Annotated in this window: 23 protein-coding genes and 4 pseudogenes; 8 read left to right on the top strand and 19 right to left on the bottom strand. The window is 65.1% G+C overall.

Annotation, left to right across the window (positions count from 1 at the left end; translation table 11 throughout):
* Positions 1 to 54: 54 nt before the first annotated feature.
* Positions 55 to 1,018 (bottom strand): annotated as a pseudogene (gene murB, locus OWR21_RS09505) (UDP-N-acetylmuramate dehydrogenase); the annotation flags it as partial.
* Positions 1,019 to 1,123: 105 nt separating this feature from the next.
* Here murB and OWR21_RS09510 point away from each other — a divergent pair.
* On the top strand, positions 1,124 to 1,609 hold the full coding sequence (locus tag OWR21_RS09510; protein ID WP_009241389.1) for a YajQ family cyclic di-GMP-binding protein: 486 nt from the start codon (positions 1,124 to 1,126) through the stop codon (positions 1,607 to 1,609).
* A 68-nt stretch (positions 1,610 to 1,677) separates the two neighbouring features.
* Here the strand turns inward: OWR21_RS09510 and OWR21_RS09515 are convergent, their stop codons facing one another.
* Complete coding sequence (locus tag OWR21_RS09515) at positions 1,678 to 4,047, bottom strand: acylase (RefSeq protein WP_332395076.1); 2,370 nt, start codon at positions 4,045 to 4,047, stop codon at positions 1,678 to 1,680.
* A 172-nt stretch (positions 4,048 to 4,219) separates the two neighbouring features.
* Here OWR21_RS09515 and OWR21_RS09520 point away from each other — a divergent pair, with 172 nt between their 5' ends.
* Entirely contained in the window at positions 4,220 to 5,236 is a 1,017-nt protein-coding gene (locus tag OWR21_RS09520; protein WP_332395077.1) for a GlxA family transcriptional regulator, read from the top strand.
* On the opposite strand, the gene plsY is transcribed toward OWR21_RS09520, so the two are convergent.
* The 7 genes from plsY to queG all read right to left on the bottom strand — a co-directional run bounded on the left by plsY (position 5,233) and on the right by queG (position 11,072).
* The gene (gene plsY, locus OWR21_RS09525; protein ID WP_045787584.1) at positions 5,233 to 5,856 is read right to left on the bottom strand and encodes a glycerol-3-phosphate 1-O-acyltransferase PlsY; all 624 of its coding nucleotides are present in this window, start codon (positions 5,854 to 5,856) and stop codon (positions 5,233 to 5,235) included. The genes OWR21_RS09520 and plsY overlap by 4 nt on opposite strands.
* Positions 5,857 to 5,926: 70 nt before the next feature.
* Complete coding sequence (ybaK, locus tag OWR21_RS09530) at positions 5,927 to 6,418, bottom strand: Cys-tRNA(Pro) deacylase (protein WP_332395078.1); 492 nt, start codon at positions 6,416 to 6,418, stop codon at positions 5,927 to 5,929.
* Between the two features lie 20 nt (positions 6,419 to 6,438).
* The gene (gene xerD, locus OWR21_RS09535; protein ID WP_102066710.1) at positions 6,439 to 7,374 is read right to left on the bottom strand and encodes a site-specific tyrosine recombinase XerD; all 936 of its coding nucleotides are present in this window, start codon (positions 7,372 to 7,374) and stop codon (positions 6,439 to 6,441) included.
* Positions 7,371 to 7,847, bottom strand: coding sequence for a methylated-DNA--[protein]-cysteine S-methyltransferase (locus OWR21_RS09540; RefSeq protein ID WP_147213388.1), 477 nt, complete (start codon positions 7,845 to 7,847; stop codon positions 7,371 to 7,373). The genes xerD and OWR21_RS09540 overlap by 4 nt, the downstream gene beginning before the upstream one ends.
* 62 nt (positions 7,848 to 7,909) lie before the next feature.
* Positions 7,910 to 8,887, bottom strand: coding sequence for a tripartite tricarboxylate transporter substrate binding protein BugE (locus OWR21_RS09545; RefSeq protein ID WP_102066708.1), 978 nt, complete (start codon positions 8,885 to 8,887; stop codon positions 7,910 to 7,912).
* 121 nt (positions 8,888 to 9,008) lie between these two features.
* Positions 9,009 to 9,659 (bottom strand): chalcone isomerase family protein, encoded by a 651-nt coding sequence (locus tag OWR21_RS09550; RefSeq protein ID WP_332395079.1) that lies wholly within the window; start codon positions 9,657 to 9,659, stop codon positions 9,009 to 9,011.
* A gap of 261 nt (positions 9,660 to 9,920) precedes the next feature.
* Positions 9,921 to 11,072 (bottom strand): tRNA epoxyqueuosine(34) reductase QueG, encoded by a 1,152-nt coding sequence (queG, locus tag OWR21_RS09555; RefSeq protein ID WP_332395080.1) that lies wholly within the window; start codon positions 11,070 to 11,072, stop codon positions 9,921 to 9,923.
* 16 nt (positions 11,073 to 11,088) lie between these two features.
* Between queG and tsaE the strand changes: the two are divergent.
* The 3 genes and pseudogenes from tsaE (at position 11,089) to OWR21_RS09570 (ending at position 13,720) form a co-directional block, all read left to right on the top strand.
* Positions 11,089 to 11,663 (top strand): annotated as a pseudogene (tsaE, locus tag OWR21_RS09560) (tRNA (adenosine(37)-N6)-threonylcarbamoyltransferase complex ATPase subunit type 1 TsaE).
* Complete coding sequence (locus OWR21_RS09565) at positions 11,657 to 13,171, top strand: N-acetylmuramoyl-L-alanine amidase (protein WP_332395081.1); 1,515 nt, start codon at positions 11,657 to 11,659, stop codon at positions 13,169 to 13,171. The pseudogene tsaE and the gene OWR21_RS09565 overlap by 7 nt, the downstream one beginning before the upstream one ends.
* A gap of 3 nt (positions 13,172 to 13,174) precedes the next feature.
* Positions 13,175 to 13,720 (top strand): GNAT family N-acetyltransferase, encoded by a 546-nt coding sequence (locus OWR21_RS09570; protein ID WP_332395082.1) that lies wholly within the window; start codon positions 13,175 to 13,177, stop codon positions 13,718 to 13,720.
* Here OWR21_RS09570 and OWR21_RS09575 read toward each other — a convergent pair whose 3' ends face one another.
* A complete protein-coding gene (locus OWR21_RS09575; RefSeq protein WP_332395083.1) occupies positions 13,721 to 14,752 on the bottom strand; it encodes a bile acid:sodium symporter family protein in 1,032 nt (343 codons plus the stop codon).
* A gap of 119 nt (positions 14,753 to 14,871) precedes the next feature.
* On the opposite strand from OWR21_RS09575, the gene OWR21_RS09580 reads away from it, so the two are divergent.
* On the top strand, positions 14,872 to 15,765 hold the full coding sequence (locus tag OWR21_RS09580) for a LysR family transcriptional regulator (protein ID WP_102066702.1): 894 nt from the start codon (positions 14,872 to 14,874) through the stop codon (positions 15,763 to 15,765).
* A gap of 14 nt (positions 15,766 to 15,779) precedes the next feature.
* On the opposite strand, the gene OWR21_RS09585 is transcribed toward OWR21_RS09580, so the two are convergent.
* The 7 genes and pseudogenes from OWR21_RS09585 to OWR21_RS09615 all read right to left on the bottom strand — a co-directional run bounded on the left by OWR21_RS09585 (position 15,780) and on the right by OWR21_RS09615 (position 20,939).
* Complete coding sequence (locus tag OWR21_RS09585) at positions 15,780 to 16,538, bottom strand: 3-hydroxyacyl-CoA dehydrogenase (RefSeq protein WP_332395084.1); 759 nt, start codon at positions 16,536 to 16,538, stop codon at positions 15,780 to 15,782.
* 154 nt (positions 16,539 to 16,692) lie between these two features.
* Positions 16,693 to 17,361: an adenylate kinase gene (gene adk, locus OWR21_RS09590; protein WP_027680670.1), complete on the bottom strand. Its 669-nt coding sequence runs from the start codon at positions 17,359 to 17,361 to the stop codon at positions 16,693 to 16,695.
* Positions 17,362 to 17,706: 345 nt separating this feature from the next.
* Positions 17,707 to 18,512, bottom strand: a pseudogene (gene kdsB / locus OWR21_RS09595) (3-deoxy-manno-octulosonate cytidylyltransferase).
* A 16-nt stretch (positions 18,513 to 18,528) separates the two neighbouring features.
* A complete protein-coding gene (locus OWR21_RS09600) occupies positions 18,529 to 18,717 on the bottom strand; it encodes a Trm112 family protein (protein WP_004631803.1) in 189 nt (62 codons plus the stop codon).
* A 68-nt stretch (positions 18,718 to 18,785) separates the two neighbouring features.
* A pseudogene (gene lpxK, locus OWR21_RS09605) lies at positions 18,786 to 19,834 on the bottom strand (tetraacyldisaccharide 4'-kinase).
* Between the two features lie 27 nt (positions 19,835 to 19,861).
* Positions 19,862 to 20,290, bottom strand: coding sequence for an ExbD/TolR family protein (locus tag OWR21_RS09610; RefSeq protein ID WP_004631807.1), 429 nt, complete (start codon positions 20,288 to 20,290; stop codon positions 19,862 to 19,864).
* Positions 20,291 to 20,318: 28 nt separating this feature from the next.
* Positions 20,319 to 20,939, bottom strand: a complete 621-nt coding sequence (locus tag OWR21_RS09615) for a MotA/TolQ/ExbB proton channel family protein (protein ID WP_045202714.1) — start codon at positions 20,937 to 20,939, stop codon at positions 20,319 to 20,321.
* 1,066 nt (positions 20,940 to 22,005) lie between these two features.
* Here OWR21_RS09615 and xseA point away from each other — a divergent pair.
* Both xseA and sodB read left to right on the top strand, forming a co-directional pair.
* Complete coding sequence (gene xseA, locus OWR21_RS09620) at positions 22,006 to 23,415, top strand: exodeoxyribonuclease VII large subunit (protein WP_332395100.1); 1,410 nt, start codon at positions 22,006 to 22,008, stop codon at positions 23,413 to 23,415.
* A 167-nt stretch (positions 23,416 to 23,582) separates the two neighbouring features.
* Positions 23,583 to 24,140, top strand: a complete 558-nt coding sequence (gene sodB, locus OWR21_RS09625) for a superoxide dismutase [Fe] (RefSeq protein WP_332395101.1) — start codon at positions 23,583 to 23,585, stop codon at positions 24,138 to 24,140.
* A 51-nt stretch (positions 24,141 to 24,191) separates the two neighbouring features.
* On the opposite strand, the gene OWR21_RS09630 is transcribed toward sodB, so the two are convergent.
* Positions 24,192 to 24,911 carry a site-2 protease family protein gene (locus OWR21_RS09630; protein ID WP_147213376.1) on the bottom strand — a complete coding sequence of 240 codons (720 nt, stop codon included), beginning with the start codon at positions 24,909 to 24,911 and terminating at the stop codon, positions 24,192 to 24,194.
* A 3-nt stretch (positions 24,912 to 24,914) separates the two neighbouring features.
* A complete protein-coding gene (locus OWR21_RS09635; RefSeq protein WP_332395085.1) occupies positions 24,915 to 25,844 on the bottom strand; it encodes a DUF2167 domain-containing protein in 930 nt (309 codons plus the stop codon).
* Positions 25,845 to 25,942 lie beyond the last annotated feature (98 nt).

Here is a 25,942-nt window from a genome sequence, read left to right on the forward strand (position 1 = left end):
GACGGGCTCAGGTTCGATGCGCACGCCAAAGCGTGCATGAACCGCGTCCTGGATTTCGCGCGCCAGCGTCATCAACTGGACCGCGCTGCCGCCGCCACGGTGCACCAGCACCAGCGCCTGTTTTTCGTACACCCACCGCGCCGCTCTGCCGGCCCTTGAAGCCGCACTGATCGATCAACCAGCCGGCGGCGAGCTTGTACGTGCCGTCGGGTTGCACATATCCGACCAGATTCGGGAAACGCTCGGCGAGGGCATCGCGCGTGGCGGCATCGACGATGGGGTTCTTGAAGAAGCTGCCGGCGTTGCCGATCTCGGCCGGGTCGGGCAGCTTGCGGCGGCGGATGGCGACCACCGCATCGAAGATGTCCTGCGCCGTTGGGCTGGCGATGTGTTGCGCGGACAGCTCGCGCGCGAGTTCGGCGTAATGCGTGTCGGGCTGCCAATCGGCCGGCAGGGCGAAGGTGACCTCGGTGATGACGTAGCGATCGGCGCCGGCACGCTTGAAGAGGCTGTCGCGATAGCCGAAGGCGCAATCGGTGGCGTTGAGGGTGACGAATTCGCCGGCGTGGCGGTCGTAGGCGCGCAGGGAATGGAAGCGGTCCTTGATCTCGACGCCGTACGCGCCAATGTTCTGGATGGGCGCGGCGCCCACCGTGCCCGGAATCAGCGCGAGGTTTTCCAGCCCAGGCAAGCCATGCGCCACCGTGTGGGCGACCAAGCCATGCCACGATTCGCCGGCGCCTGCGGTGACGGTGTGGACTGCGCGGCCATCGACCATGCTTCGACCGGTGGCGATGCCCGGAATCTCCATCAGCAACACCAGGCCTTCGAAATCGCGTGTGAGCACGACATTGCTGCCACCGCCCAGCACCAGCACCGGCAAGCCCTGCACGCGCGCGTCGGCCAGCGCGGCGGGAATGTCGTCCGGCGTGCGAACGTGGGCGGCATAGCGCGCAGTGGACTCGAAACGGAACGTGTTGTGCTGGCCTAGGGGATAATGCGTGTCGAGCAACGCCATGGCGCCAAATCTGCTGGGAAAGCCGAGATTATAGAAGCCATGGCGCACGCGGCCCCCGCACAGAGACGCCGCAGCAACCCGATTCAAGTCTGCAAGGAGAACACGATGCCGTCGTTTGACGTGGTATGCGAAGCCAACATGGTGGAAGTGAAGAACGCCGTGGAACAGGCCAACAAAGAAATTTCGACGCGATTCGACTTCAAGGGCTCCGACTCCCGCGTCGAGCACAAGGAGCAGGAACTCACGCTGTTTGCCGACGACGATTTCAAGATCGGTCAGGTCAACGACGTGCTGATGAACAAGCTTGCCAAGCGCAACGTCGACGTGCGCTTCCTGGACTACCAGGACAAGCAAAAGATCGGCGGCGACAAGATGAAGCAGGTCGTCAAGATCAAGAAGGGCGTCTCGGGCGACCTGGCCAAGAAGATCGTCAAGACGATCAAGGACAGCAAGATCAAGGTGCAGGCGAGCATCCAGGGCGATGCGGTGCGCGTGACCGGCGCCAAGCGCGATGACCTGCAAAGCGTGATCGCCATGCTGCGCAAGGACGTGAGCGATACGCCGCTGGATTTCAACAACTTCCGCGACTGAGCCATCGGCCCGTTGTTCAAGCAAAACGCCCCGCACAAGCGGGGCGTTTGCATTGGTGGTGACGGACTTTATTGCGACAGCTTGGTCACCTTCAGTGCCGGATCGGCGGCGATGGCGGCTTCCGAGAACGGCAACCGGTTCCAGCGCTTGGCCGAAAACTCGCGCATCTGGTCGAACGCATGCGGCGAGGCCGGGTCGGTCGATTCACCGTAGGTCAGAAGCGCATCCGCCACCGGGCCCTGATCGTCGAACGTGACGGTCTGGATATAGCTCGTGCCGAAATACACCTGCAAGCCCTTCGGCCCGATCGGCGTGCTTTGCAGCTTGTTGAGCACGCCTTCATACTCCTCGCCGCCGTGCAGGGCGATGTCGCCGCCCGGTGCGTGTGCCGCCTGAACCGTACCCAGCGGTGCGTCGAGCGCAAAGCCAGCGGTGCGGACGGCGCCCACGGCATCCTTCAAGGCTTTGAACATCGCCGTGCGCACGGTGGGATCGCTCATGCGCAGGCTGCGCGGCGTGTAGACAGGATCCGCCGGGTTGAAGTCGACCGCGTAGACATTGGGGATGTCCTTGGCGCGCATCCAGAACTCGCGGAACACATGCGCGGCGCGCGCGTCGACGTTGTCTGTGAGGTTCCATTGCGCCAGGGCAGCGCAACCGTCGCGCACGTCGGCGTCAAGGTTTGCCGTGGCTTTGCAGGCGGCCAGCAGATCGTCGCGCACGAGGTGGCCGGCGAGGTTGGCATTGCGGAAGATCATCGCCTGCAGGTTCGACAGGTTCACCTTGTTACCCGGCAGCCCATCTGTCCCGGCGAGGCGACGCTCGATTTCGATGATGCCGATGCGGGTGCGCAGGCGTTGCGGCACGTCGGTCGAGCCCATCACCGGTGAGAAGCCAGTCAGCTTCTGCGCCGGGTTGGTGAGCCACGAGCTGTCGTTGCTGTTGGCGACGTAGTCATCGCGCTCCAGCACGGGCATGCGCGCGGGCGCCACCAGGCCCGGCACCGGCGATGCGGGGTCGACCTGCCAGTTGCACGCGCTGCGTGAACCGTCGAGCAGCACGAGGCCCACGCCCTTGAAGAGCTTGTCTGCGAGCGGGGACGGCGCGCAGCGCTTGAGCGCTTCGGTCGACACGTCCGGCGTGGTCGACACATCGGCAAACAGCGCACGGCCGTTGCGGTCGGTGGCGATCGTGTTCACCCAGGGAATGCCGAGATTGCCGATGGCCTGCCGGATACCCGCCACATCCTTGGCCTGCGCGATATGCAGCCACGTATCGATGGAGCGCGTGTTGTTGCGATTGACGTCGCGCAGCGTGTAGGCCTTCTGCGAGGTCCACGGCATGCCACCGGCGGGCATCGACAGCACCGGCCCGTACACCGTGTTGTAGAGGGTGTGCGTGCGGCGCTCGATGCGACCGTCCGGCAGCTTCACGTCAAAGGCCACGGTGCGCGTGGTCATCTTGTGCGGCTTGCCGTCGATCAGGTAGGTGGTCGGGTCGCCTTCGGCCAGCTTCAGCTCGAACAGCGTGAAGCGGCGGCCGGTGGAGACGGTATGCGTCCACGCCACGTCTTTGTTGAAGCCGATGCTGACGACAGGGAAGGCGGCGATCGAGGCGCCCATCACGTCCAGCTTGCCGGGCACGGTCAGGTGGACCTGGTAGAAGCGGTTGGTGGTCGTCCACGGGAAGTGCGGATTGCCGAGCAGTACACCGCGGCCGTTGTCGGTGGCCGTCTTGCCGAAGGCCCAGCCGTTGGAGCCGATGGGCATGTCGCGCAGCTGCAGGTCGCGGTCGAGCGCGGCGGTGTCGACGGCATGCGGTGGAATGACCGCCGATGCCGGTGCGCCCCCGGCGGCTGCGCTGCGACGATGCTTTGCAGCATGGCGCCCGCGCTCGCCTGAATGGCTTTCTTCGCCCATCAGCATCATGTCGGCCACCGTGAGCGGGCGCACCCAGTCGGCATTGCGGCAGGCGGCCGGGCGGTTGGCGGGGGGCGTGTCTTTCAGATAGCGGTTGTAGCCGGCGATGTAGCCGCGCAGCAGTTCACGCGCTTCGGGCGACATCTGTGCATAGCCGGCGCGCAGGCCAGCCTCGTCGAATGCGCCCTTGAAGAAGGCGTCGGCTTGGGTGTTCGGCACCGGCTTGAACGACACCACGACCGTGCCGTCCGGCCCGAATGTCTTCGAACGTTCGCCGTTGACAGTGACGACCTGGTCGGCCAGCAGGCAGACGTTGTCCTGCGCATAGGCGTAGGCCATGCCGAAGCCGAGGCTCGCGTAGTCGTGGGCGCGGACGTGCGGAATGCCGAAGCGGGTGCGGCTGATGTCAGCCGAGAGGCCTGTGTCCGAAGGCGTGGCCCAGCCGCTGCCTGTGCTTGCGCAGCCGGCCAGCGCCGCAAGCGCGGCCGTGGCAAGCGCGCCGCGCGCGAATCCCTGCATGAATCGCTGCATCGTGCGTTGTCTCCTGATGTCGATGTTGTTATGGGCGGTTGCGTCTGTGCGCAGCCACCGCGGCATCGTCAATCGGGCGGGTCCGATTCGAAAGAGGTATTCCCGCCAGAATTCGGGGCAATATCGCCACGCGTATTGCCGCCCGGACCTATACTGCGGCATGCCGAAAATCGACTTGCTGACCTTTCCTGACGCCGGTTTCTCTATGCTGGCCACGGCTTCCGACACGCTCGGCGTGGCCAATGCGCTGGCTTCCATGCAGGCCGGCAAGCGGGCCAATGTCGCCAAGGCGCCGGTGTTCGGCTGGCGGCTCATCGCGCGGGACCCGGCGCGTTGGCAGGCGGCTGCAGAAACGCTCGCTTGCCGTTGCGACGCACTGCCGCAAGACGACACGCAGCTGGGCGACGCGTTGATCGTCCCGCCGCTGCATTTCGATCACATCGGCACGCTGGAGCAGCGTCTGGCCCTGCTGGACGCGGAGCGCGCCACGATCCGCCGTTATTTGCATGCAGGGCGGCTCGTGGCGTCGCCGTTCACGGGTGTGGCGATGCTGGCCGACGTGCTGCCGCCCGGACAGCGCCTGACCGTCACGTGGCTGATTGCAGGGTGGGTGCAGGGCAATTTCCCTAGCCTGAAGGTGGTGCCGGCACAGGCGATTGTCACCAGTGGCAACGTCATCACCGCACGGGCGATGGAGCATGGCGTGGCGCTCACGCACCGGTTGGTCGCGCGATTGGCGGATGCACGGCTTGCGCGCACGCTGGGCAATACGGCGCTCGATCACCCCTCGCGCGGCGAGGCCATCGGCATCTGGCTGCGCAGCAAACCGGCCATCCGCGACAGCGTTGTGCTGCGCGCGCGGCGCTACCTGCAGCAGCATCTGCACGAACCGTTTGATCTGGAAGCACTCGCGGCCGCGGCGTCAACCAGCGAGCGGACGCTGCTGCGGCATTTCGCGAAAACAGTGGGGATGTCGCCGTTGCAATTGCTGCACCGGTTGCGCGTGGAGCGCGCCTGTCACCTGCTCGAAGTCAGCACGCTGAGCCTGACGGCGATTGCCGAACAGTGCGGCTATCAGGACATGTCCGCCTTCCGGCGATTGATCCGGCGGCACACGGGGCGGCCGCCGGGAGAACATCGGCGCGCGCATTCGGTGCGCGCCGAGCTACGGAATTAAGCCGCTTTTTTCTTCTCGCCGATGCGGCTTTCCTTGCCGGCGAGCAGCTTGGCGATATTGGCGCGGTGGCGCGCGATGAGCAGCACCGCCATCAGCGCAACCGCCCCGGCAATCCAGTCGAAGCCGTTCATCAGCACGTAGAAGAACGGCGCGAACACCGCCGACACCAGCGCCGCCAACGACGAATACCGGAAGAACACGGCGATGATGAGCCACGTGGCCAGCGTGGCCAGCCCGAGCCACACGTTCAGCGCGAGCAGAATGCCTGCCGCCGTGGCCACGCCCTTACCGCCCTCAAAGCGGTGGAATACCGGAAACAGGTGGCCCAGGAACACAGCGATCACCACCAGGGCGATGCCGGTTTCGTCCACGCCAAAGCGCGCGGCTAGCCATTGCGCCAGCCACACCGCGAGCCAGCCCTTGGCTGCATCGCCGAGCAGCGTCAGGATGGCTGCCTTCTTGTTGCCCGAGCGCAGCACGTTGGTGGCGCCGGGGTTGCCCGAGCCGTAGGTGCGCGGGTCTGCCAGACCCATCGCGCGGCTCACCACCACGGCAAACGAGATCGAGCCGATCAGGTAGGCGGCCACGGCAAAAATGACGGTTGCGACGACTGGGGACATAGGAAATCGGTGAAATCAGGCTGCGGGATTGTAGCGCGCCGCGTAGGGTGCCCCAGCCGCCGCGTTCGTTTCAATCGGGGTTTGCACAGTTGACGGGCTGCGCGTTCAGCACGGTGGTCAGCACGCTGGGCGCGAGGCTGACGAGAAAGCCGCGCCGCCCGCCATTGATGTAGATGCGCTCCAGCTCCAGCACGCTCGCCTCCACATACACCGGCATCGCCTTGCGCACGCCAAACGGCGACGTGCCGCCGACCAGGTAGCCGCTGTGCCGTTGCGCCACCTCGGGCTTGCACGGCTGCACGGTCTTGCGGCCGGTCTGGCGCGCGAGGTTCTTGGTGGAGACCGAGCAATCCCCGTGCATCAGCACGATCAGCGGCTTGGCGTGTTCGTCTTCCATCACCAGCGTCTTGACGACGTGATGTTCATCGACGCCAAGCTGGCGCGACGACTCGGTCGTGCCGCCCTTGTCGACATAGTCGTAGGTGTGTTCGGTAAAAGCGACGCCGTGCGCCTTGAGGAACTGCGTGGCGGGCGTCTCGGAAACGTGCTTGGACTTGCTCATACGGGGCAGGGGAACGATCGCTATCCGCGCGGATGGTGCTGCGCATGCAGCGTACGCAGCCGCTCGCGCGCGACGTGGGTGTAGATCTGCGTGGTGGAAATATCTGCGTGGCCGAGCAGCATCTGCACGACGCGCAAGTCTGCGCCGTGGTTGAGCAGGTGCGTGGCAAACGCGTGCCGCAACGTGTGCGGCGACAGCGGCGCGTGAATGTCGGCCAGCAGCGCATAGCGCTTGATGAGATACCAGAACGCCTGGCGCGTCATGCCTTCGCCGCGCGCGGTGACGAAGAGCGCGTCAGCGGTGCGCTCGCCGAGCAGCGCCGTGCGGCCATCGCGCAGATAACGCCGCAGCCAGTCGCCCGCTTCCGCGCCGAACGGCACGAGGCGGTCCTTGCCGCCCTTGCCGCCGACCACGCGCACCACGCCTTCATTCAGGCCGACTTCCACCGTTTTCAGCGCGACGATTTCCGACACGCGCAGCCCGCTCGCATACATCAGTTCGATCATCGCGCGGTCGCGCAGGCCGAGCGGCGTGTCGACATCGGGCGCGTTGATGAGCGCCTCGACTTGCGTTTCGGACAGCGTCTTCGGAAAGCGCGGCGGCTGCTTGGCGGTCGGCAGCAGGCGCGACGGATCGGTGCTCACCACATGCTCGCGCAACGCCCATTGAAAGAAACGCTTGAACACCGTACGGCGCCGGTTGGCGGACGATGCGCGGCTCTCGGCGTGGCGTGCGGCGAAGTAGTCGGCCAGGTCACCGTCTTCGGTTTCGGCGATGGATTTGCTGCGCTCGGCGAGCCACTGCGCGTAGAGGGTCAGGTCGCGCCGGTACGCATCGAGCGTATTGCGGGCGAGGCCGTCCTCGAGCCACAGGGCGTCGCAAAAACGCTGGATCGCGTCTGCGCTTTGCGGCGGCAGAGACGGTGCTTCGGCGTCTTTCCGTGCGGCCTTTCTCATATCAGCATCACGCCTTCGTGGCGCAGCAGCCAGTGCTTGATGTTCAACAGATAGCCATCCGTGTGATGCGAAAACCCGCCGATGCCGGATGCACTCACCACCCGGTGGCACGGGATGAGAATCGGGAACCAGTTGTCGCCGCAGGCCTGCCCCACCGCGCGTGGCACGCTGCCGACCTGTTGCGCGATGGTGCCGTAGGTGATGACGCTGCCGCATGGGATGGCGCTGATGGCCTGCCATACGCGGTGCTGGAAATCCGTGCCGGCGCGTGCGAGCGGGATGTCGAATGTCGCGCGAGGGTCGCTGTAGTACGCGTCGAGCTGCCGGGCGAGTCTTGCGATCAACGCGTCGGATGAATCGACGCGGGGCGTGCCTTCCGGCAGATAGACGAGTTCACGAAGCGCGCCGTCGGCCACGCGCACGCCCAGCTTGCCGAAGGGCGCTTCGAGAACGGCGTCGAAAGGGGATGGCATGACAGGGGCCGGCGCTGGAAAACAATCCTGCGAATCTAGCACAGGCCCCACGTGAGGCAGGGTTACTGATCCAGCTTGATGTTCTGCTGCTTGACCAGGGTGCGCATCTTGTCGAATTCGCGTTTGATCTCGGCCGCGTATTGCTGCGGCGTATTGCCCACAGGCTCAGCGCCGGCACCACGGAACCGGTCCACCAGGCCCGGGTCTTTCAGCGCCTTCACGGCGGCTTCGTTGAGCTTGCGGATGATGTCGTCGGACGTGCCCGCCGGCGCGACCAGGCCATACCACGCCGGGTCATTCGCATCCTTCAGGCCGACTTCGGCAAAGGTCGGCACATCGGGCAGGCTATCGATGCGTTTGTTCCACGCCACCACGATCGGCCGCAGCTTGCCGCCCTTGATGAACTGAATGGACGACGGCAGGTTGTCGACCATGATCGGCACCTGGTTGGCCAGCACGTCGTTCAGCGCAGGCCCCGCGCCGCGATACGGCACATGGACCATCTGCGTCTTGGTCAGCACCTTGAACTCTTCGCCGAGCATGTGCCCGATGCCGCAGGTGCCGGATGTCGCAAACGAATATTTGCCAGGATTGGCCGTCAGCACCGCAACAAATTCCTTGTAGTTCTTGGCCGGAAAGGTCGGGTTGACTGCAATCACGTTGGCCACCGTGGCCAGGTTGGTGATCGGCTTGAAATCCTTGAGCGGGTCGTACGAAAGCTTCGGGTTGCACGCCGGGTTGACGGCATGCGTGGAGACGGTGGCGATGCCGATCGTGTAGCCGTCCGGCGCCGCCTTGGCGATGGCGTCTGCGCCGATCGATCCACCGCCGCCGCCCTTGTTTTCCACCACCACGGCCTGGCCCAGCACCTTGGAAAGCTGGTCGGCCACGCCGCGCCCCACGATGTCTGTGGTGCCGCCGGGCGGAAACGGAATGATCAGCTTGAGCGGCTTGGCGGGGTAGGTGTCGGCCAGCGCGGGCCCGCACAACGCCATTCCTGCGGCGCCGATCAGGCTGGCGATCAGTCGTCCCTTGGTCATCGTCTCCTCCTTGTAGCTTGGTGTGCGTTCTGCGTTCTTGTGGGGAAACTGCTGAATAGCACAACGGCAAACGCCAGCCACACGGCAACCGGGGAAACCCTGAAAGCCAATCGTCAGCTTGTCAGCTTCCGAGCAGCCCGTTTTTCAGATCGCGGTCGACCGGGCTGTTGCCGATGAAGATGCTGAGCACGGCCTGGTAGAAGTCTTCGCCGGGGATGGCCTTGGTGCGTGCCACGCCGTTGATGCTGATGGTGGTGCCGGCATCGGGGGCGTAGTCGAAGTTGATGGTGTCGCCGCGCTTGGTGGAGCCGATCTGGCGCATTGCGTCTTCCAGCTGGGTCAGGCGGTCGGCCAGCTTCTGCACTTGAATTTCGGTCTGGTTGCGGTGGATGCCGTCGTTCAGCGCGTGGATGAACGTGTCGGCACCGACGTCGCGCAGCGGATGGATCTGCAGCCGCTTCGGCCCCTTCATGCCGAGGACGACTGCCGCGTTCTTGGCGCGCTCCGGCAGGTACAGGCCCGCCACATAGCCCTTGATGACGAACACCGAACGCAGGCCCGTGCCGTTGAGCAGCAGTTCGCGGCCGGCCACACGTGCGGCGTCGTCGAAGGGCACACCCTCGACGTTCACCGCTGCCCATGCCGTGCTCACACACGCAGCGCAGAACATCGCGCCCAGGACGCCACCGCGCCACGCGCATGCCATCCGGGAGGAGCGGGCACGGATACCAGCCTGCAATGCGCGACGGAGATCAACAAGAGCGGAAAACATCGAAGTGGACGGTTTAGGATTAAGCCGCCATTTTCCCGATATTTTATTTACAAACAATTAGTGTCTGCCCTGATGCGCAAGCGTTTGCGTACTAGGCGGTATAAGGCCCTGCTGGCGGCAGCATTAAGCGGCATTCATGGGTTTGTGCTAGACGCGCATTGTTTTGTTTTTAAAACAAGCTGCAGGCTGCGTAAAAAAACAGATTAAGCGCGGGTCACAGTGTTCATGCCCTGGTACGTTGCGCCGCAGGGAGTGCTCACGTCATTGGGCGAGCGCCCATGCGACGTGTTCGCGCACGAGTTCCGACGCGTCATCTGCGCGTGCACGCAGGGCGGCGGTCAGTTGCGTGCGCGTGGCATCTGGCAGCGGCCCGCGCAGCGCGTTGCCGATCGCCACCGCAATGTTGCGCAGCCAACGCTCGTGCCCGATGCGGCGGATCGGGCTGCCTTCGAGCCGCTGGTTGAACTCGTTGTCGGTCCAGTTGAACAGGTCAGCCAACGTGGCCGCGTCCAATCCGTTGCGCACGTCGAAGTCGGGCAGGTTGGCCGGCACGGCAAACTTGTTCCATGGGCACACGAGCTGGCAGTCGTCACAGCCGTAGACGCGGTTGCCCATCGCCGGGCGCAGTTCGACCGGGATGCTGCCCTTGTGCTCGATCGTCAGGTAAGAGATGCAGCGTCGGGCGTCCACCGTGTATGGCGCGACGATGGCCTGCGTGGGGCACACGTCGATGCAGCGCGTGCAGTTGCCGCAGTGGGGCTCCACGGGCGGGTCGACGGGAAAGGGCAGGTCGACGAGGATCTCTCCGAGAAAGAACATCGAACCCGCATCGCGGTCGAGCAGCAGCGTGTGTTTGCCGCGCCAGCCGAGGCCGCCGTTCGTGGCCAGTGCGACTTCCAGGACCGGCGCCGAATCGGTGAATACGCGAAAGCCGTACGGCCCGACGGCGCCGGCAATCTTTTCTGCCAGCTTCTGCAGGCGCTGGCGCAGTACCTTGTGGTAGTCGCGGCCGCGCGCGTAGAGCGAGATGGTGGCGTCTTCAGGGCGGCGCAGGCGGTCCCACTCGATGGTGCGCCAGTCGCTGCCGGGTGTTTGCGGATCGCCAAGATGTGGCAGATACGGCATCCGCGCGACGATCGCGCGTACCGTTCCGGCAACAAGTTCGGCCGGGCGTGCGCGGAGCATGCCGTGGTTCGCCATATAATCCATGTCACCGTGAAACCCCTGCGCAAGCCATGTCTGGAGCCCTTCTTCAGCATGCGACAGGTCGACATCGGCGATGCGGACCGCATCGAAACCGAGTTCGGCACCCCAGGAGCGAATCTGCGCGACAAGCGCTTGCATGCCGGCCGCATCGGCTGGCAGGCGTGCATCGAGGTTCGTTCCGGGTGATGACGTGGGGGTGGCGGACATGCCCAAATTGTACGCAATGCCCACCGTGCTCCCTGCTGACGCGCCTTCTGGTCTGACCCCTCCGCTCGCCGAGCGCACGCTCTCACCGATGAAGCGGCCACGTCGGCCTTTGGCGCGGTACTCGCGCAGGCCGTGCTGGCATTGGGTCCGCGGCCCGTGCAGGTGCAGCTTTCCGGCGATCTGGGCGCGGGCAAGACGACGCTGTCGCGGGCCATCCTGCGCGGCCTCGGGCACACCGGACGCGTGCGCAGCCCCACCTATACGCTGGTCGAGCCGTACGACGTGGCCGGAACCACTGGCACGCAGAAGGTCTATCACTTTGACCTGTACCGCTTTGCCGATCCCGAAGAGTGGACCGATGCCGGCTTCCGCGATTGCTTTGCCGAACCTGCGCTGTGCCTGGTCGAATGGCCCGAGAAGGCACAGGCGCTGCTTGGTACGCCGGACCTGCACATTGCTTTATCGGTCGACGTTGTGCACGAAACCTACGATGACGGCGTTGAGCATGCACCGCGCGCAGCCCGTCTGAGCGCACGCACGCAGACCGGCCTTCAACTTCTACAGTCGTTGCAACACCTGTTCCCATGCTGATCAAGCATCTGCCGACCGACCAACCGGATGATCCCAACCTGCCGAGCCAGGCCCGCCGCCAATGGCTCACGCGCATGGCGAAGGCCGGCGCGGGCACGGTCATCCTGAGCCTGGTGGGCCCGCAGATTGCACGCGGCGCCAACATCGTCGCCGTGCGCGTGTGGCCCGCCGAGGACTACACGCGCGTGACGATCGAATCCGACGTCGCGCTCAAGGCCACGCATCAGCTCATCAAGGATCCGGATCGCCTGATGGTCGACATCGACGGGCTCGACCTGAACCCGACCTTGCGCGAATTGGTGGCCAAGATCGCGCCGAACGATCCGTACATCCGCCAGGTGCGCGTGGGCCAGAACCGGCCGAGCGTCGTGCGCCTGGTGTTCGACCTGAAGGAAAGCGTCAACCCGCAGGTGTTCACGTTGCTGCCGATTGCCGGCTATCGCAACCGGCTCGTGTTCGACCTGTACCCGACCAACCCGCCCGACCCGCTGATGCAGCTCGTGCAGGCCACCGAGGGCAAGCAGGAGCGCTTTGCCGCGTCAGGCGGTACGCCGATGCCGACGCCGTCGGATGACGATGACCCGATCGCCGCGCTGGCACGCCGCGACAGCGGCGCAAGCCCCACCAAGCCAGCGATCGAAGAGCCGCAACCTCCGGCACTTGCCAGCCGCACACCGCCTCGCAAGACGCCGCCTTCGACGTCGATGAATCCTCCGTCGACGCTCGCCAACGCGCCGCCGCTGGAGATCGTTCCCGAGCAGCCTGTGCCCCGCGCGCCGTCAAACGGCCCGCGCATGCGCCGCCTGCTTACCGTCGCGATCGACCCCGGCCATGGCGGAGAAGATCCGGGCGCCACGGGCGGTGCCGGCACGCACGAGAAAGACGTGGTGCTGTCGATCGCCCGCATGCTCAAAGCCAAGATCGACGCCCAGCCCAACATGCGCGCCATGATGACGCGCGATTCCGACTACTTCGTCCCGCTGGGCGTGCGCGTGCAGAAGGCGCGCCGCGTGCAGGCGGACCTGTTTGTCTCGATCCATGCCGATGCGTTTCTCTCACCGGAGGCGCGCGGGGCCTCGGTGTTCGTGCTGTCCGATCGCGGCGCTTCGAGCGCGCAGGCCAAGTGGCTCGCCAACAAGGAAAACGCGGCCGACATGATCGGCGGGGCCAATCTCGGCTCGAAAGACGCGCAGGTCACGCGCGTGCTGCTGGATCTGTCGACCACCGCGCAGATCACCGACAGCATGAAGGTCGGCAAGGCGGTGCTGGACCAGATTGGCGGCATCAATCGGCTGCACAAGGGGCAGGTCGAGCAGGCGGGCTTTGCGGTGCTCAAGGCGCCGGACATTCCGTCGATCCTGGTCGAGACGGCCTTCATCTCCAACCCGGAGGAAGAGGCCAAGCTCAACGACCTGGGTCACCAGAACCAGCTTGCCGACGCCATCCTGCGCGGCATTCGGGCGTACTTCGCCAAGAACCCGCCGCTGTCGCGCAACCCGGGCGTCTGACGCATGGCAACGCTCGTATTGCGCGAAGGCGGTGCGTCCGACGCCAGCACCATCGCCGACATCCATACGCGCAGCTGGCAAAGCGCGTACCGCGGGCTGGGCGTTTTGTCCGACGCGTATCTCGATAGCCGCGCAGCGACCGACATCCAGGCGAAATGGCGTGAGCGCATGGCTGCGCCCGTGGCCGGACAGCAGGTGTGGTGCGCCGATCTGGACGGCCAGACCATCGGTTTTCTGTGCGCCCTACGTGAAGTCGGCACGCCTTGGGGTGCGTTCGTCGACAACCTGCATCTGCTGCCAGCCTCACGCGGCCATGGTGTCGGCAAGCGCCTGATGAGCGAAGCGGCGCGTTGGGCTGCCGCTCAGGGCATCACGCAGTTGCATCTGCTGGTGTACGAGGCGAACACCGCTGCGATCGGCTTCTACGAAGCCCTGGGCGGTGTGTCGGTCAGCCGGGACTGGCTGGAGACGGCCGATGGCGGCCACGCTTGGGTGCGCACCTACCACTGGCCTGAAGCGGAATTCGCGCGCCTGACGCGCTTGCCTTGATCAAGCCGCGCGGCTTGCCGGGGCGGCTGCGCTGGCCTCGGCGTGGGCAACGCGATCCGCATACCTGCGCGCCAGTGTCGAGCACACGATCAGCTGCAGTTGGTGATAAATCATAAGCGGCAGGACGATCAGGCCCAGCGCCGGGTTGCCGGCAAACAGGATCTTCGCCATCGGCACGCCGTTCGCCAGGCTTTTCTTCGAGCCGCAGAACACAGCGGTGATTTCGTCGGCCAGGCTGAAACCGGCGCGCCGCGACAGCCATGTCGTCGCACCGAGCACGACGAACAGCAGCGCGCCGCTCATCACGGCCACGGCCACGATGGTCTCCCACGGATACTTCGACCACACACCCGCGTGCGTCGAGTCTGCAAACGAGTTGAACACGATCAGCAGGATCACCGCGCGGTCGACCTTGTTGATGATCGCCTTGTGCTTGTTGATGAACCCGCCGATGACCGGGCGCAGCAACTGCCCCAGCACGAAGGGCAGCAGCAGTTGCTCGGCCACGCCCAGCAGCGCCTTGCCGACCGAGAGGTCCGCGCCCGACGCCTGGATCACGAAGCTCATCAGCAGCGGCGTGGCGATCATGCCGATCAGCCCTGAGATGGTCGCGTTGAAGATGGCGGCCGGCACGTTGCCCTTGGCCATGGCCGTCATCGCCACCGACGACGACACCGTGGACGGCAGCGCGCACAGATAGAACACGCCCAGCAGCAACTCCGCCGGAATGAACGGCTTGCAGACAAACAGAATGACCGCGCCGATCAGCGGAAACAGGATGAAGGTGCAGCTCTGCACGAACAGATGCAGACGCCAATTGCGCGCGCCTTCGACGATCTTCTCGCGCGAGAGCGCCGCGCCGTGCAGGAAGAACACCAGTGACACGCCGACGATGGTGACGATGTCGAGGCGCAGCGGGCCGTCGCTCGCGCCAAGCGCCGGGAAGAAGAGGGCCAGTGCGACCATCACCAGCATGGCGCGAATGAACCCATCGATCTGGGACAACAACGGAGACAACAGCGGGATCTTCATGTGCGTGCGCGGTCACCATTACGTAACGGCGCGGATTGGATGGCGGGATAGCCGCTATTGCACAACATCCCTATCTAGAATACAAATGCATTGATCGAATCAATTCATACGTCGTCAGCATGAATGTGACCTTGCGCCAGTTGCGCGTCTTTCTCGCGGTGGCACGCGCGCACAGCTTCAGCCGGGCGGGCGACACCATCGGCCTGACGCAGCCGGCCGTGAGCCGTTCGATCTCGGAGCTGGAAGGCGAACTCGGCCTGAAGTTGCTCGATCGCACCACCCGTGAAGTCGTGCTGACGGAAGTGGGGCGCTCGCTGGCGACGGCGCTGGATCGCCTTGTGGCCGATCTGGACGACACGTTGCAACAGGCGCGCCAAGTCGGCGAGCAACGGCGCGGGCGCGTGGTGGTGGCGTCCAGCCCGACCGTGTCGACACGGCTGATGCCGGTGTATGTGGCCGAGTGCGCCGTGCGCTATCCGGACATCCGCATGATCGTGCGCGACTCCGTGCAGGTCGACACGCTGCAGTTGATCCGCACGGGCGGCGCCGATTTCGGTGTGGTGGTGGAGCCGCTCGATACCGAAGGCCTCTGGACCGAGCCGCTGCTGATCGATCCGTTCTGCCTGGTCTGCCGCAAGGATCACCCGTTCGCGCAGCGCAGCAGTGTGCGGTGGAAAGATCTGCATCGCACAGCGGTCGTCCTGCTCGATCACGCCTCGGGCAGTCGCCCGCTGATCGACCGCATCTTCCTGCGCCACGGTGTTCATCCTGACGTTACGCAGGAGATGGGCCACAGCAGCGCGGTCTTCGGGATGGTGGAAGCGGGCATCGGTGCGGGTGTGGTGCCGTCGCTGTCGTTGCCGCTGCCGTCCTCGTCGCCATTGGTGGCGGTGCCGCTGTCGCCCAAGGAGACGCGCGCCATTGTGCTGGCGCGGCGGCACGACAGGTCGCTTTCGCCGGCGGCCGAGGCAGCGTGGCAGATGATCCGCCGGATGGCGCTGCCAGCCGCCTGACGACCTGACCGCGCTTATTTCGGCTGCATGCGGATGGCGCCATCCAGGCGGATGGTCTCGCCATTGAGCATCGGGTTCTCGACGATCGCACGCGCGAGCTGCGCATATTCCGCCGGCTTACCGAGGCGCGGCGGAAACGGCACCATCTTGCCCAGCGCGTCCTGCACTTCCGCCGGCATGCCGAGCAGCATCGGCGTCTCGAAAATGCCCGGTGCAATCGTCATCACCCGGATGCCGTCGCGCGACAGGTCACGCGCAATCGCCAGCGTCATCGCCACCACGCCACCCTTGGACGCCGCGTAGGCCGCCTGGCCAATCTGCCCGTCAAATGCCGCCACCGATGCCGTGTTGATGATCACGCCACGCTCGCCGCCGGCATTGGGTGTGTTGCCCGCCATGGCCGTCGCGGCCAGGCGGATCATGTTGAATGTGCCGATTAGGTTGATGTTGATCACGCGTGCAAATTGGTCCAGCGGGTGCGGCCCCGTCTTGCCCACCGTGCGCGACGCCGTAGCAATCCCCGCGCAATTCACCAGCCCGCGCAACGTGCCCAGCGACGTGGCGGCGTCCACCACCGCCTGGCCGTCGGCTTCCGACGTGACGTCACAGCGCACGAAGCGGCCGCCCAGTTCCTGTGCCAGCGCGCTGCCGGCAGCCTCGTTCAGGTCGGCAATCACGACCTTGCCGCCCGCTTCGGCCAGCGTCCGTGCCGTACCTGCACCCAGTCCCGACGCGCCGCCGGTCACGATGAATACCTGATCGCGAATCTCCATGCCGTGTCTCCTTGTGTGTTGTTTGCGAGTTACTTGACGTTTACGTTCGCGTCAAGTTCAGCGCCATATGTTAGCGCGAAGCGGCCGGCGATCGAGCAAAAAAAGCGCCTCATGATCGAGGCGCCTTTTTCGTGGCGGGTATTGCGGGGTGTGCTCAGTCCTGCAGCGCGCCGAATACGCGAGCCGTGATTTCATCGACGTTGCCCACGCCGCTGATCTTGCGGTACTTCGGCGGCGCAACCTTGGCGGCGCTGTTGCCGTTGGCGGCCCATTGCGAGTAGTAGTCGACCAGCGGACGCGTCTGGTTCTCATACACGTCCAGGCGCTTGCGCACGGTCTCTTCTTTGTCGTCGTCGCGCTGGATCAGCGGTTCGCCGGTTTCGTCATCCACGCCTTCGGTCTTGGGCGGGTTGTACTTGACGTGGTACGTGCGGCCCGACGCCACGTGCACGCGGCGGCCGCTCATGCGCTCGATGATGGCGTCGAACGGCACGTCGATTTCCAGCACGTAGTCGATCGCCACAGCGGCGTCTTTCATGGCTTCCGCTTGCGGAATGGTGCGCGGGAAACCGTCGAACAGGTAGCCGTTCTTGCAGTCGGGTTGTTGCAGGCGGTCTTTCACGAGGCCGATGATGATGTCATCCGACACCAGGCCGCCGGCATCCATCACCTTCTTTGCCTCGATACCCAGCGGGGTACCTGCCTTGACGGCCGCGCGCAGCATGTCGCCGGTGGAGATCTGCGGAATGCCGAATTTTTCGCAGATGAATTTGGCTTGCGTACCTTTGCCGGCGCCGGGCGCGCCCAACAGAATCAACCGCATGGTGACGAGTTCCTCAAGTTTTCGAATCCTGTCGCGCTGTCAGGCTCTGTGAAGCGCGTTGGGAATCGGTCCAAGAGGGCGGATTCCCAATACGCCTGGAGATAAGGCCATGGCGACGCAATCGACGCGAACAGGCAGCCTAGCGGGCGAAGTTGACGCCAGCCTTACCGGACTCTGGGGAATCAGGCGTCCGCCGGACGGCGGCACCCATGGCTCGATTTGTCTCCCTGTCGCCGCTGTGGCGCCTGCGTGGGCGCCGTCATGCGGCTTGTCGTCCTCGCGATTATGCCATGGCGAGGACGGGGTTTTGGCAGCCCCGCACGCAAAGTTCAGAGAAATGCGGCCTCAGGGGCCATCCTGGGCAAGAAGCTCGCCCCACGCGGCGCGCACCCGTGCGAGGTCTTCGGGGTGTCGACACCGGCGGCGGGGGCGTCTTCGGTGGTCAGCACGGCAATGCGTTCACCGTGCCACATGGCGCGCAGCTGCTCCAACTGCTCCGTCTGCTCGATGGGGGCGGCGGCCAATTGCGGGAAGCGGCGCAGGAATCCGGCGCGGTACGCGTAGATGCCGATATGGCGCAGCACGGGCATGGCCGGCAACGGGCGCTCTACAACGGACCGGGCCATGACGGCGGGCGTCCAGGTATCGCGCGCCCAGGGCAGCGGTGCGCGCGAGAACAGCAGTGCGCGTTCGGCCGCGTCGAGCACGACCTTGACGACATTCGGGTTGAACACGTCGGCCGGGTCGTGGATCGGGTGCGCCGCGGTGGCGATGGCGCAGTCGGGATGATCGCGCAGGTGCGCGGCCACGTTGTCGATCAGCGTCGGTGCGATCAGCGGCTCGTCGCCTTGCACGTTGACGACGATGGCGTCATCGGGCAGGCCCAGCACGGTGGCCACTTCGGCCAGGCGGTCGGTGCCCGAGGCGTGATCGGCGCGCGTCAGCACGGCTTCCACGTGATGCTGCATGCAGGCATCGGCGACGGACGCGGCATCGGTGGCGACCACCACGCGCGCGGCGGAGGACTGATGCGCGCGTTCAGCCACGCGCACCACCATGGGCTTGCCGTCGATGTCGGCCAGCGGTTTGTTGGGCAGCCGCGTGGATGCCAGCCGCGCGGGAATGACAGCGATGAATGGCGCGTGCGACATGACGGCGACCTTCGTATCAGGCCGGATCGACCGGCGTGCCTTCCACGGTCTGGCGGGCTTCGTCAGCCAGCATGACGGGGATGCCGTCGCGGATCGGGTAGGCCAGCTTGTCGACGTGGCAGATCAGTTCATTGTTGGCGCGGTCATGTTGCAGTGTGCCCTTGCACAACGGGCAGACGAGGATTTCCAGCAGGCGATTGTCCATGGCGGTAGAGGCTCCGTGGCGGCCGCTCAAGGCGGAGGGCGGCGCGCCGGTACAGCGGAAGGGTGGCGTTATTGTGCGCTTGCCTTGAGCGTTGCGCGATCGGCCAGGGCGCGCACGCGCTGGCAGACCTGTTCGACCAGCGCCGCGTCGACCACCGGTGTGGTCGGCACCACCCAGATGCGCGGGTCGTCGAGATGGCCGCATTTTACGGCATCCTTTTCGGTGATCAGGATGACCTCGGCGTGGCTGTCGGTGAACGGGTTGTCAGCGAAATCGTAGTGATCGGGCAGCGGCAGGGTGCTCGGCTTGAGGCCGGCGCCGCGCAGCGAAGCGAAGAAGCGCTCGGGGTTGCCGATGCCGGCCGCGGCCAGCAATTGCGCGCCTTCAATGCGGGCGAACTGGGCCAGCGGGCGGCGCAGCGCGGGGTCGGCCAGGTTGTAGGCGTCCTGCAGCTCGAGGTGCATGCCGAACACGTCCGGGCGGTCCGGTGTGGCGCGGTAGTTCGGATCGTTGATGAGCGTGGCGTCACGGCGGCGCGTCATCGGTTCGCGCAGGGGCCGGCGGGCAGCAGGAAGCCGTTGCCGCCCATGCGCGTGTCGAACACGATGATTTCGATATCGCGGCGCAGGCGATAGTGCTGCAGGCCGTCGTCGCAGACGATCACGTTGCAGCCCGGGTGCGAGGCCAGCAGTGTCTGCGCGCACAGCACGCGGTCGGGGAAGACCCACACCGGCAGATCGGTGGCGCGGGCGATCAGCAGCGGTTCATCGCCCACGTCTTCTGCGCGGGAGTGTTCTCGCACAGGGCGAGGATGCTTCAGTTGCGCACCGTAGCCGCGCGAGACGATGCCCGGGCGCAGGCCGGCTTCAGCCAGCGCCGAGGCCAGCGCAATCACGGCGGGCGTCTTGCCGGCGCCGCCTACGGTGACATTGCCGATCACCACCACCGGCATCGGCAGCCGCACCGAGCGCAGCACGCCAAGGCGGAACAGCAGCCGGCGCAGCGCGCTTACCCCACCAAACAGCCACGACAGCGGCCACATCACCCACGCAAACCAGCCGCGTTGCTGCCATTGGCGGGTGACGAAGCTGGCGAGACGGTGCTGGGCGACGGGCATGCGTGATGGTGGTTGAGAAGCGATCTCTTAGCGGGCGTTGCCGGTTTGCGTGGCGAAGGTCAGGTGCGAAAGACCGGCCACTCGCGCGGCTTCCATGACATTGACCACTGCCTGGTGCGCGGCTTGCGCATCGGCGTTGACGATGACGATGGGCTCGGGGCCGCCGGCCTTGCCTGCGGCATTGCGGAGCGCATCGGCCAGGCTGGTGACATCGCGCGTGTCGAGCACCTGCTTGTCGACAGAGTAGACGCCGTTGGCGGTGACGGACACGACGATCTGCCCCGGGCGCTCGGTGGCTTTCTCGGCCTCGGCGGTGGGCAGGTTGACCTTCAGTTCGGTGTAGCGGGAATACGTGGTCGTGATCATCAGGAAGATCAGGATCACGAGCAGCACGTCGATCAGCGGGATCAGGTTGATCTCCGGCTCTTCGCGGGCACGGCGCGGGCGGAAGCGCATGGCTGTTTCCAGTAAGGCGTGGCCCGGATCAGCCGCGCCGCGGCGGCAGGATCGCGTCGAGGTACGTGGTGGACAGATGCTCCAGCTCGACCACGTAATTATCCACCACGCCACGGAAGTAGCGCCAGAAGATCAGCGTCGGGATGGCCACCACCAAGCCCAGCGCCGTGTTGTACAGCGCGACCGAGATGCCGTGCGCCAGCGCCTGCGGGTTCGTGCCCGCGGCGGTCTGGCTGCCGAAGATCTCGATCATGCCGACGACCGTGCCGAACAGGCCCATCAGCGGCGCCACCGAGGCAATCGTGCCGAGCGCGTTCAGGTAGCGCTCCAGGCGGTGGGCAACGTTCTGGCCGGCTTCTTCCACCACTTCCTTGGCGGCATCGCGCGTGGTGTTCGGATGCAGCACCACGTGGCGCAGCGCAGCAGCCAGCAGGCGGCCCAGCGGCGAGCCCTGTTCCAGCGTGTTCACCACTTCCGGTGTGGCGCGGCGCTGATGCGCGACGGCCAGCGCCTCGTCATAGACCTTGGGCGGAATGATCTTCTTGCGTTGCAGGGCGACGAAGCGTTCGATGATGAGCGCGAGTGCGAGCACCGAGGCGATCAACAGCGGCCAGATCGGCCAGCCGGCGGCTTGAATGATGGAAAACACTGGACAACCCGTTTTGTCGTTGTGGAAGGAGTGTGATTCTGATGGTGTGCTCGTGCCGTCCGCGTCCCCGAACGCTGTCCGTTGCGGCAAAAACAGGCAGCACTCTAGCGCGTCGGACCTGCCTCGGCAACACGATGGCGCAGCATCGCGACATGCGCGGGCGACGGTCAACGCGCTGTCACGAAAGAGACTGGCCGCGCAATCCACAGCCACGCGGGACAGTCTTGTGGATGGGTTGTGGACATTGCCCGAACAAGCAAACTAAGTGCTTGATGCGAAAGGGTGTTCGGGGTCTTGCTTAAAAAATATGCAACCGGCGTTTCGCGGGCCATCCATGAAAAAGCGCGCGCTGGCCCGGCAAAACGGCGGGTAATCCACACCGCTGCGGGACAGTCTTGTGGACGGGTTGTGGACATTGCCTCAACAAGCACGCTAAGTGCTTGATCCAAAAGGAAGTCCGATGACCTGCTTAAAATTCAGGCAAGGGGGTTTTTGCGGGAATTTGGAGAAGACCGCAGGCGCGCCTCCAAAAAGGGCGCGGAAATCCACACCGACACGGGACAGTCTTGTGGACCAATTGTGGACATTGCCCGGACAAGCACCTTAAGTGACTGATTCAAAAGGCTGTTCGGTGTTGCGCTTAAAAATTAAGCAGTGGCGATTCCGGCGAAAAACTGTGGAGGCGCAGTCCTGACGTGTGAGAATCGACGGCCGATTTATCCACTGCTCAGGCGTCACACCGCGGTTTTCCAGCGATGCTGTGGATAACTTTGTGAACATCCTTGGGGCGCTCGCGCTAAATGCTTGACGCAGAACGAAATTACTTGCGTTGCTGAAATTTTGACATGGGTGGATTTTTCATAAGAATCAACGGGTTGCGTCAAATGCAGAGAGCGCGTCACCTGACCTCTGTCAAGCTTGACAAGCACGTTATGCTGTGGACAGGTCGCCCACTTGCCATGCGTTGTCTCCCCTATTCAAGGTAGAAGTCGACCCAAAGCCTCATTGTTTTGCGCTGCTCGCACCACTTATGACCCCGCCGCCGTCTTCCCGCCGCCCGTTCTGGATGGATGCTTCCGCACCTACGCCCGCCCCTTCCTCGGAGATGCCGGCCGCACCTGCTGCCGGGTCTGCACCGACTCGTGGCGGACAGGAAGTGCTCACCGTCAGCGACGTCAATCGCCGCATTGCGGGGCTGCTCGAACGCAACTTTCCGCTGGGCTGGGTGCGCGGCGAGATTTCCAACTTCACGCGCGCAGCGAGCGGCCATTGGTATTTTTCGCTCAAGGACACAGGCGCGCAAATCCGCTGCGTGATGTTCAAGGGCCGCAATCAGTACGCCGATTTCACGCCGCGCGAAGGCGAGGCCGTCGAGGTGCGCGCGCTGGTCACGCTGTACGAAGCGCGCGGCGAACTGCAATTGAGCGTCGAAGCGATTCGCCGGGCCGGCCTGGGCAATCTGTACGAGGCCTTTCTGCGGCTGAAGGCCGCGCTGGAGGCGCAAGGCCTGTTCGATGCCGACCGCAAGCGGCCGCTGCCACGGCATCCGCGCGCGATTGGCGTGGTGACGTCGCTGCAGGCGGCGGCCTTGCGCGACGTGCTGACCACGCTGCGCCGGCGTGCGCCGCATGTGCCGGTGGTGGTGTATCCCGTGCCGGTGCAGGGTGCCGGGGCGTCGGAGCGCATCGCCGCCATGCTGGAACGGGTCAATGCCCGGGCAGAGGTCGACGTGGTCTTCCTGTGCCGGGGCGGCGGCAGCATTGAAGACCTCTGGGCCTTCAACGAAGAGCCGGTGGCGCGCGCGGTGGCCGCATCGGAAATTCCCATCGTGGCCGGTGTCGGTCACGAGACGGATGTGACGATCGTCGACTTTGTGGCCGACGTGCGCGCGCCCACGCCCACCGCAGCGGCCGAACTGGTCAGCCCGGACCGTGCGCGCATGCTGCGCGATGTGGGGCGTGACTGGGATGCGCTGTCTGCCCAGTTCCGCCGGCAGCTCGATCGCCGCGCGCAGACCGTCGATTGGCTCGCGCGCCGCCTGCGCAGCCCGCAGGCGCAGATGCGCGAACGCCGCACGCAACTCGCCCATCTGGAGGGCCGCCTGCGCTTTGCCCTGACCGGCCGCCTGCAGCGTGCGGAACATCTCCAGCGTCTGCTGACGATGCGCCTGTCCGCGGCGCGCCCCGACGCCACGCGAGAGCGCACGCGCCTCCAGCAAGCCGAAGCGACGCTGGCACGCGTCATGCGAGACACGCTGTCTCGCGCCCAGGAACGCCTGGCGCGTCAGCACGCCGGTCTGGAACTGCTGGCGCCGCAGCGCACGCTGGAGCGCGGCTATGCGGTGTTGCTCGATGCCAAGGGCCACGCCATCCGCGATCCGAACGCATTGCATGCCCGGGCGCGCATCGAGGCGCGGCTGGCGCAAGGCACGGCCGACATCGAAATCGCCCGCGTGCAACCGAAGCTCGAACTGTGACCAGCGCATGACCTGATAGCGGCAATGATCGCGATTCCGCACGCGTTTAGCGGGTATTCCGACTATTTAGCCTGCGGTTTGCGCCGGTTTTGCAAGTCTCCTACAATCGTCGCTCCCAACCTGTACAACCCACAGAAGGCAAGAACAATGGAACACACGCTCCCCCGCTGCCGTACGCCCAAGACGCTCTGGCGCCGCACATCTCCAAGGAAACGCTGGAGTTCCACTACGGCAAGCACCACCAGACCTACGTCACGAACCTGAACAACCTGATCAAGGGCACCGAGTTCGAGAACCTGAGCCTGGAAGACATCGTCAAGAAGTCCTCGGGCGGTGTGTTCAACAACGCCGCACAGGTCTGGAACCACACGTTCTACTGGAACGGCCTGAAGCCGCAAGGCGGCGGCGCTCCGACCGGCGCGCTGGCTGACGCCATCAACGCCAAGTGGGGCAGCTTCGACAAGTTCAAGGAAGAGTTCACCAAGACGGCCATCGGCACGTTCGGTTCGGGCTGGGCCTGGCTGGTGAAGAAGGCCGACGGCTCGCTGGATCTGGTGTCGACCTCCAACGCCGCCACGCCGCTGACGGCCGACGCCAAGCCGCTGCTGACCTGCGACGTATGGGAACACGCCTACTACATCGACTACCGCAACGCCCGTCCGAAGTACGTCGAGGCGTTCTGGAACCTGGTCAACTGGGACTTCGTTGCCAAGAACTTCGCCTAAGGCGACTCGCTCCGGCGATTCAGAAAAACCTCCGCACCAGCGGAGGTTTTTTTATGCGCGCACGCTGCCCAGCATGTCGTGCAGCTCGTGGCTCATCATCGCCAGAAAGACCACCAGGCCGATGTAGTAGACGGTGTAGGTCAGGCGAGATTCGTTCGAGATGCTGTAGTACGCACGGTTTTCCGGCGCATCCGGGTCGTAGCGCCACGCCTTCATCAACTGCGGCACGGCCAGCACCGCAATCAGAATCAGGATCGGGCTCGGCCGCCAGACGAACAGCGCCACCAGCACCGGCACGCCAAGAAACCAGATGCGCGGCGACAGCACCGCCGTAATCCGTCCGCCGTCAAACGGTGACAGCGGGATCAGGTTGAACAGGTTGAGGAAGCAGCCGGCGTAGGCCAGCGCCAGCAGCAACTGGCTGTCGGTGTAGCGCGCGAGCCCGTAGCAGAGCATCGCGCCGACCGTGCCGGCGACGGGGCCGGCCAGGCCGATATGGGCCTCGGTTTCCACATCCATCGGCTGCTCTTTCAGGTCGATCCACGCGCCCACGAACGGGATGAAGGTCGGCGCGCCCACCGCCAACCCGCGTTGGCGTGCCGCCATGAAATGGCCCATCTCGTGGATGAACAGCAGCACCACGAAACCCACCGCATAGCGCCAGCCGAACACGAAGGCATAGGCGGCCACCGACAGCAGCATCGTGCCGCCGGTGGTCAGCAGCTTGCCGAACTTCAGCCCAGAAAACAGCAGGATCAGCAGCTTGGCCACGACTTATGCGCTCGGCTTGCGCTTGAAGAACTTGGCGAGGGCCGCGCCAAAGCCTGCCACCGCCAGGATCGCCACCTTGGCGAACTTCGCCAGGAACGCGGCGATCACCGCAAACAGGCCCAGCTTCTTGGCGGCGATGCCACCGACCAGCGCGGCCAGGCCGTACTCGGCGACCTTGTCGGTCTTGGCGTTGAAATCGGTGTAGCGCTTGCCGTCTTTGAAATCGAGATCGGCGAGCAGCTTTTGCACGGCGGGTTTGTCGGCGTCGACGCGGTTGCGGCCGGTGATCAGGTTCAGGCTGATGTAGCCGTCGCGGCCCAGGGCGTAGGTGTTGTAGTTGACCGCGCCGGGGTCATCTGCCGGCTGGCCCTTGGAGCGTGCAGCCATCGACCAGATCAGGCGGTGCGTGGCGGCGTCGTAATGCGGACGCTCGACCCAGCCCTGGATTTCCAGTGCGGGGATGCCGCGCTTCTCGCGCTCCTCGTTGGCAGCAGCGGTGCCTTCCTTGAGCGATTTGTACAGATCGTCGACGTTCCAGTCGCGGGCGTCGTCGTCCTTGATGTAGCCCGAGGCCTCGTACTTGGCGACGACCATCCATTCGTCGTCGTCGCTGGTGGGCATGACGAGGCCCAGCATGTCGGGGTTGTTGCTGTTACCCATGGCGTGCATGAGCTGCCCCGCGGCCGGCTGTGGAATGAAGACCTCGTCCTTGCCGATCTTGAGCGTGGCCTGGTCACGCAGTTCGATCGACGTGGGGCCGACCTTCGCAGCGGCCTTGGCGGCGGCCCAGGCCTGCTTCATTTCCTGTTGCGGATCGCTCGCCTGTTGCGCGTGGGCGGCCGTCGCGCCCATCACGATCATCCCACCCAGTACCGCCGCGCAGGCAAGCGTGCCTGCCCAGGCGCGCAACGCGCCCTGAAACCCCTTTCCCATTGTTTCTCCCGAAGATGTTCTTGTGTGTTGATTGGCTCGATTCTTCTAATGCTTGGGCAGCCACATCAGCGGTCTGCAAGCTGGGCCGAAGCATAGCG

This window comes from Ralstonia sp. 1B3, assembly GCF_036631435.1.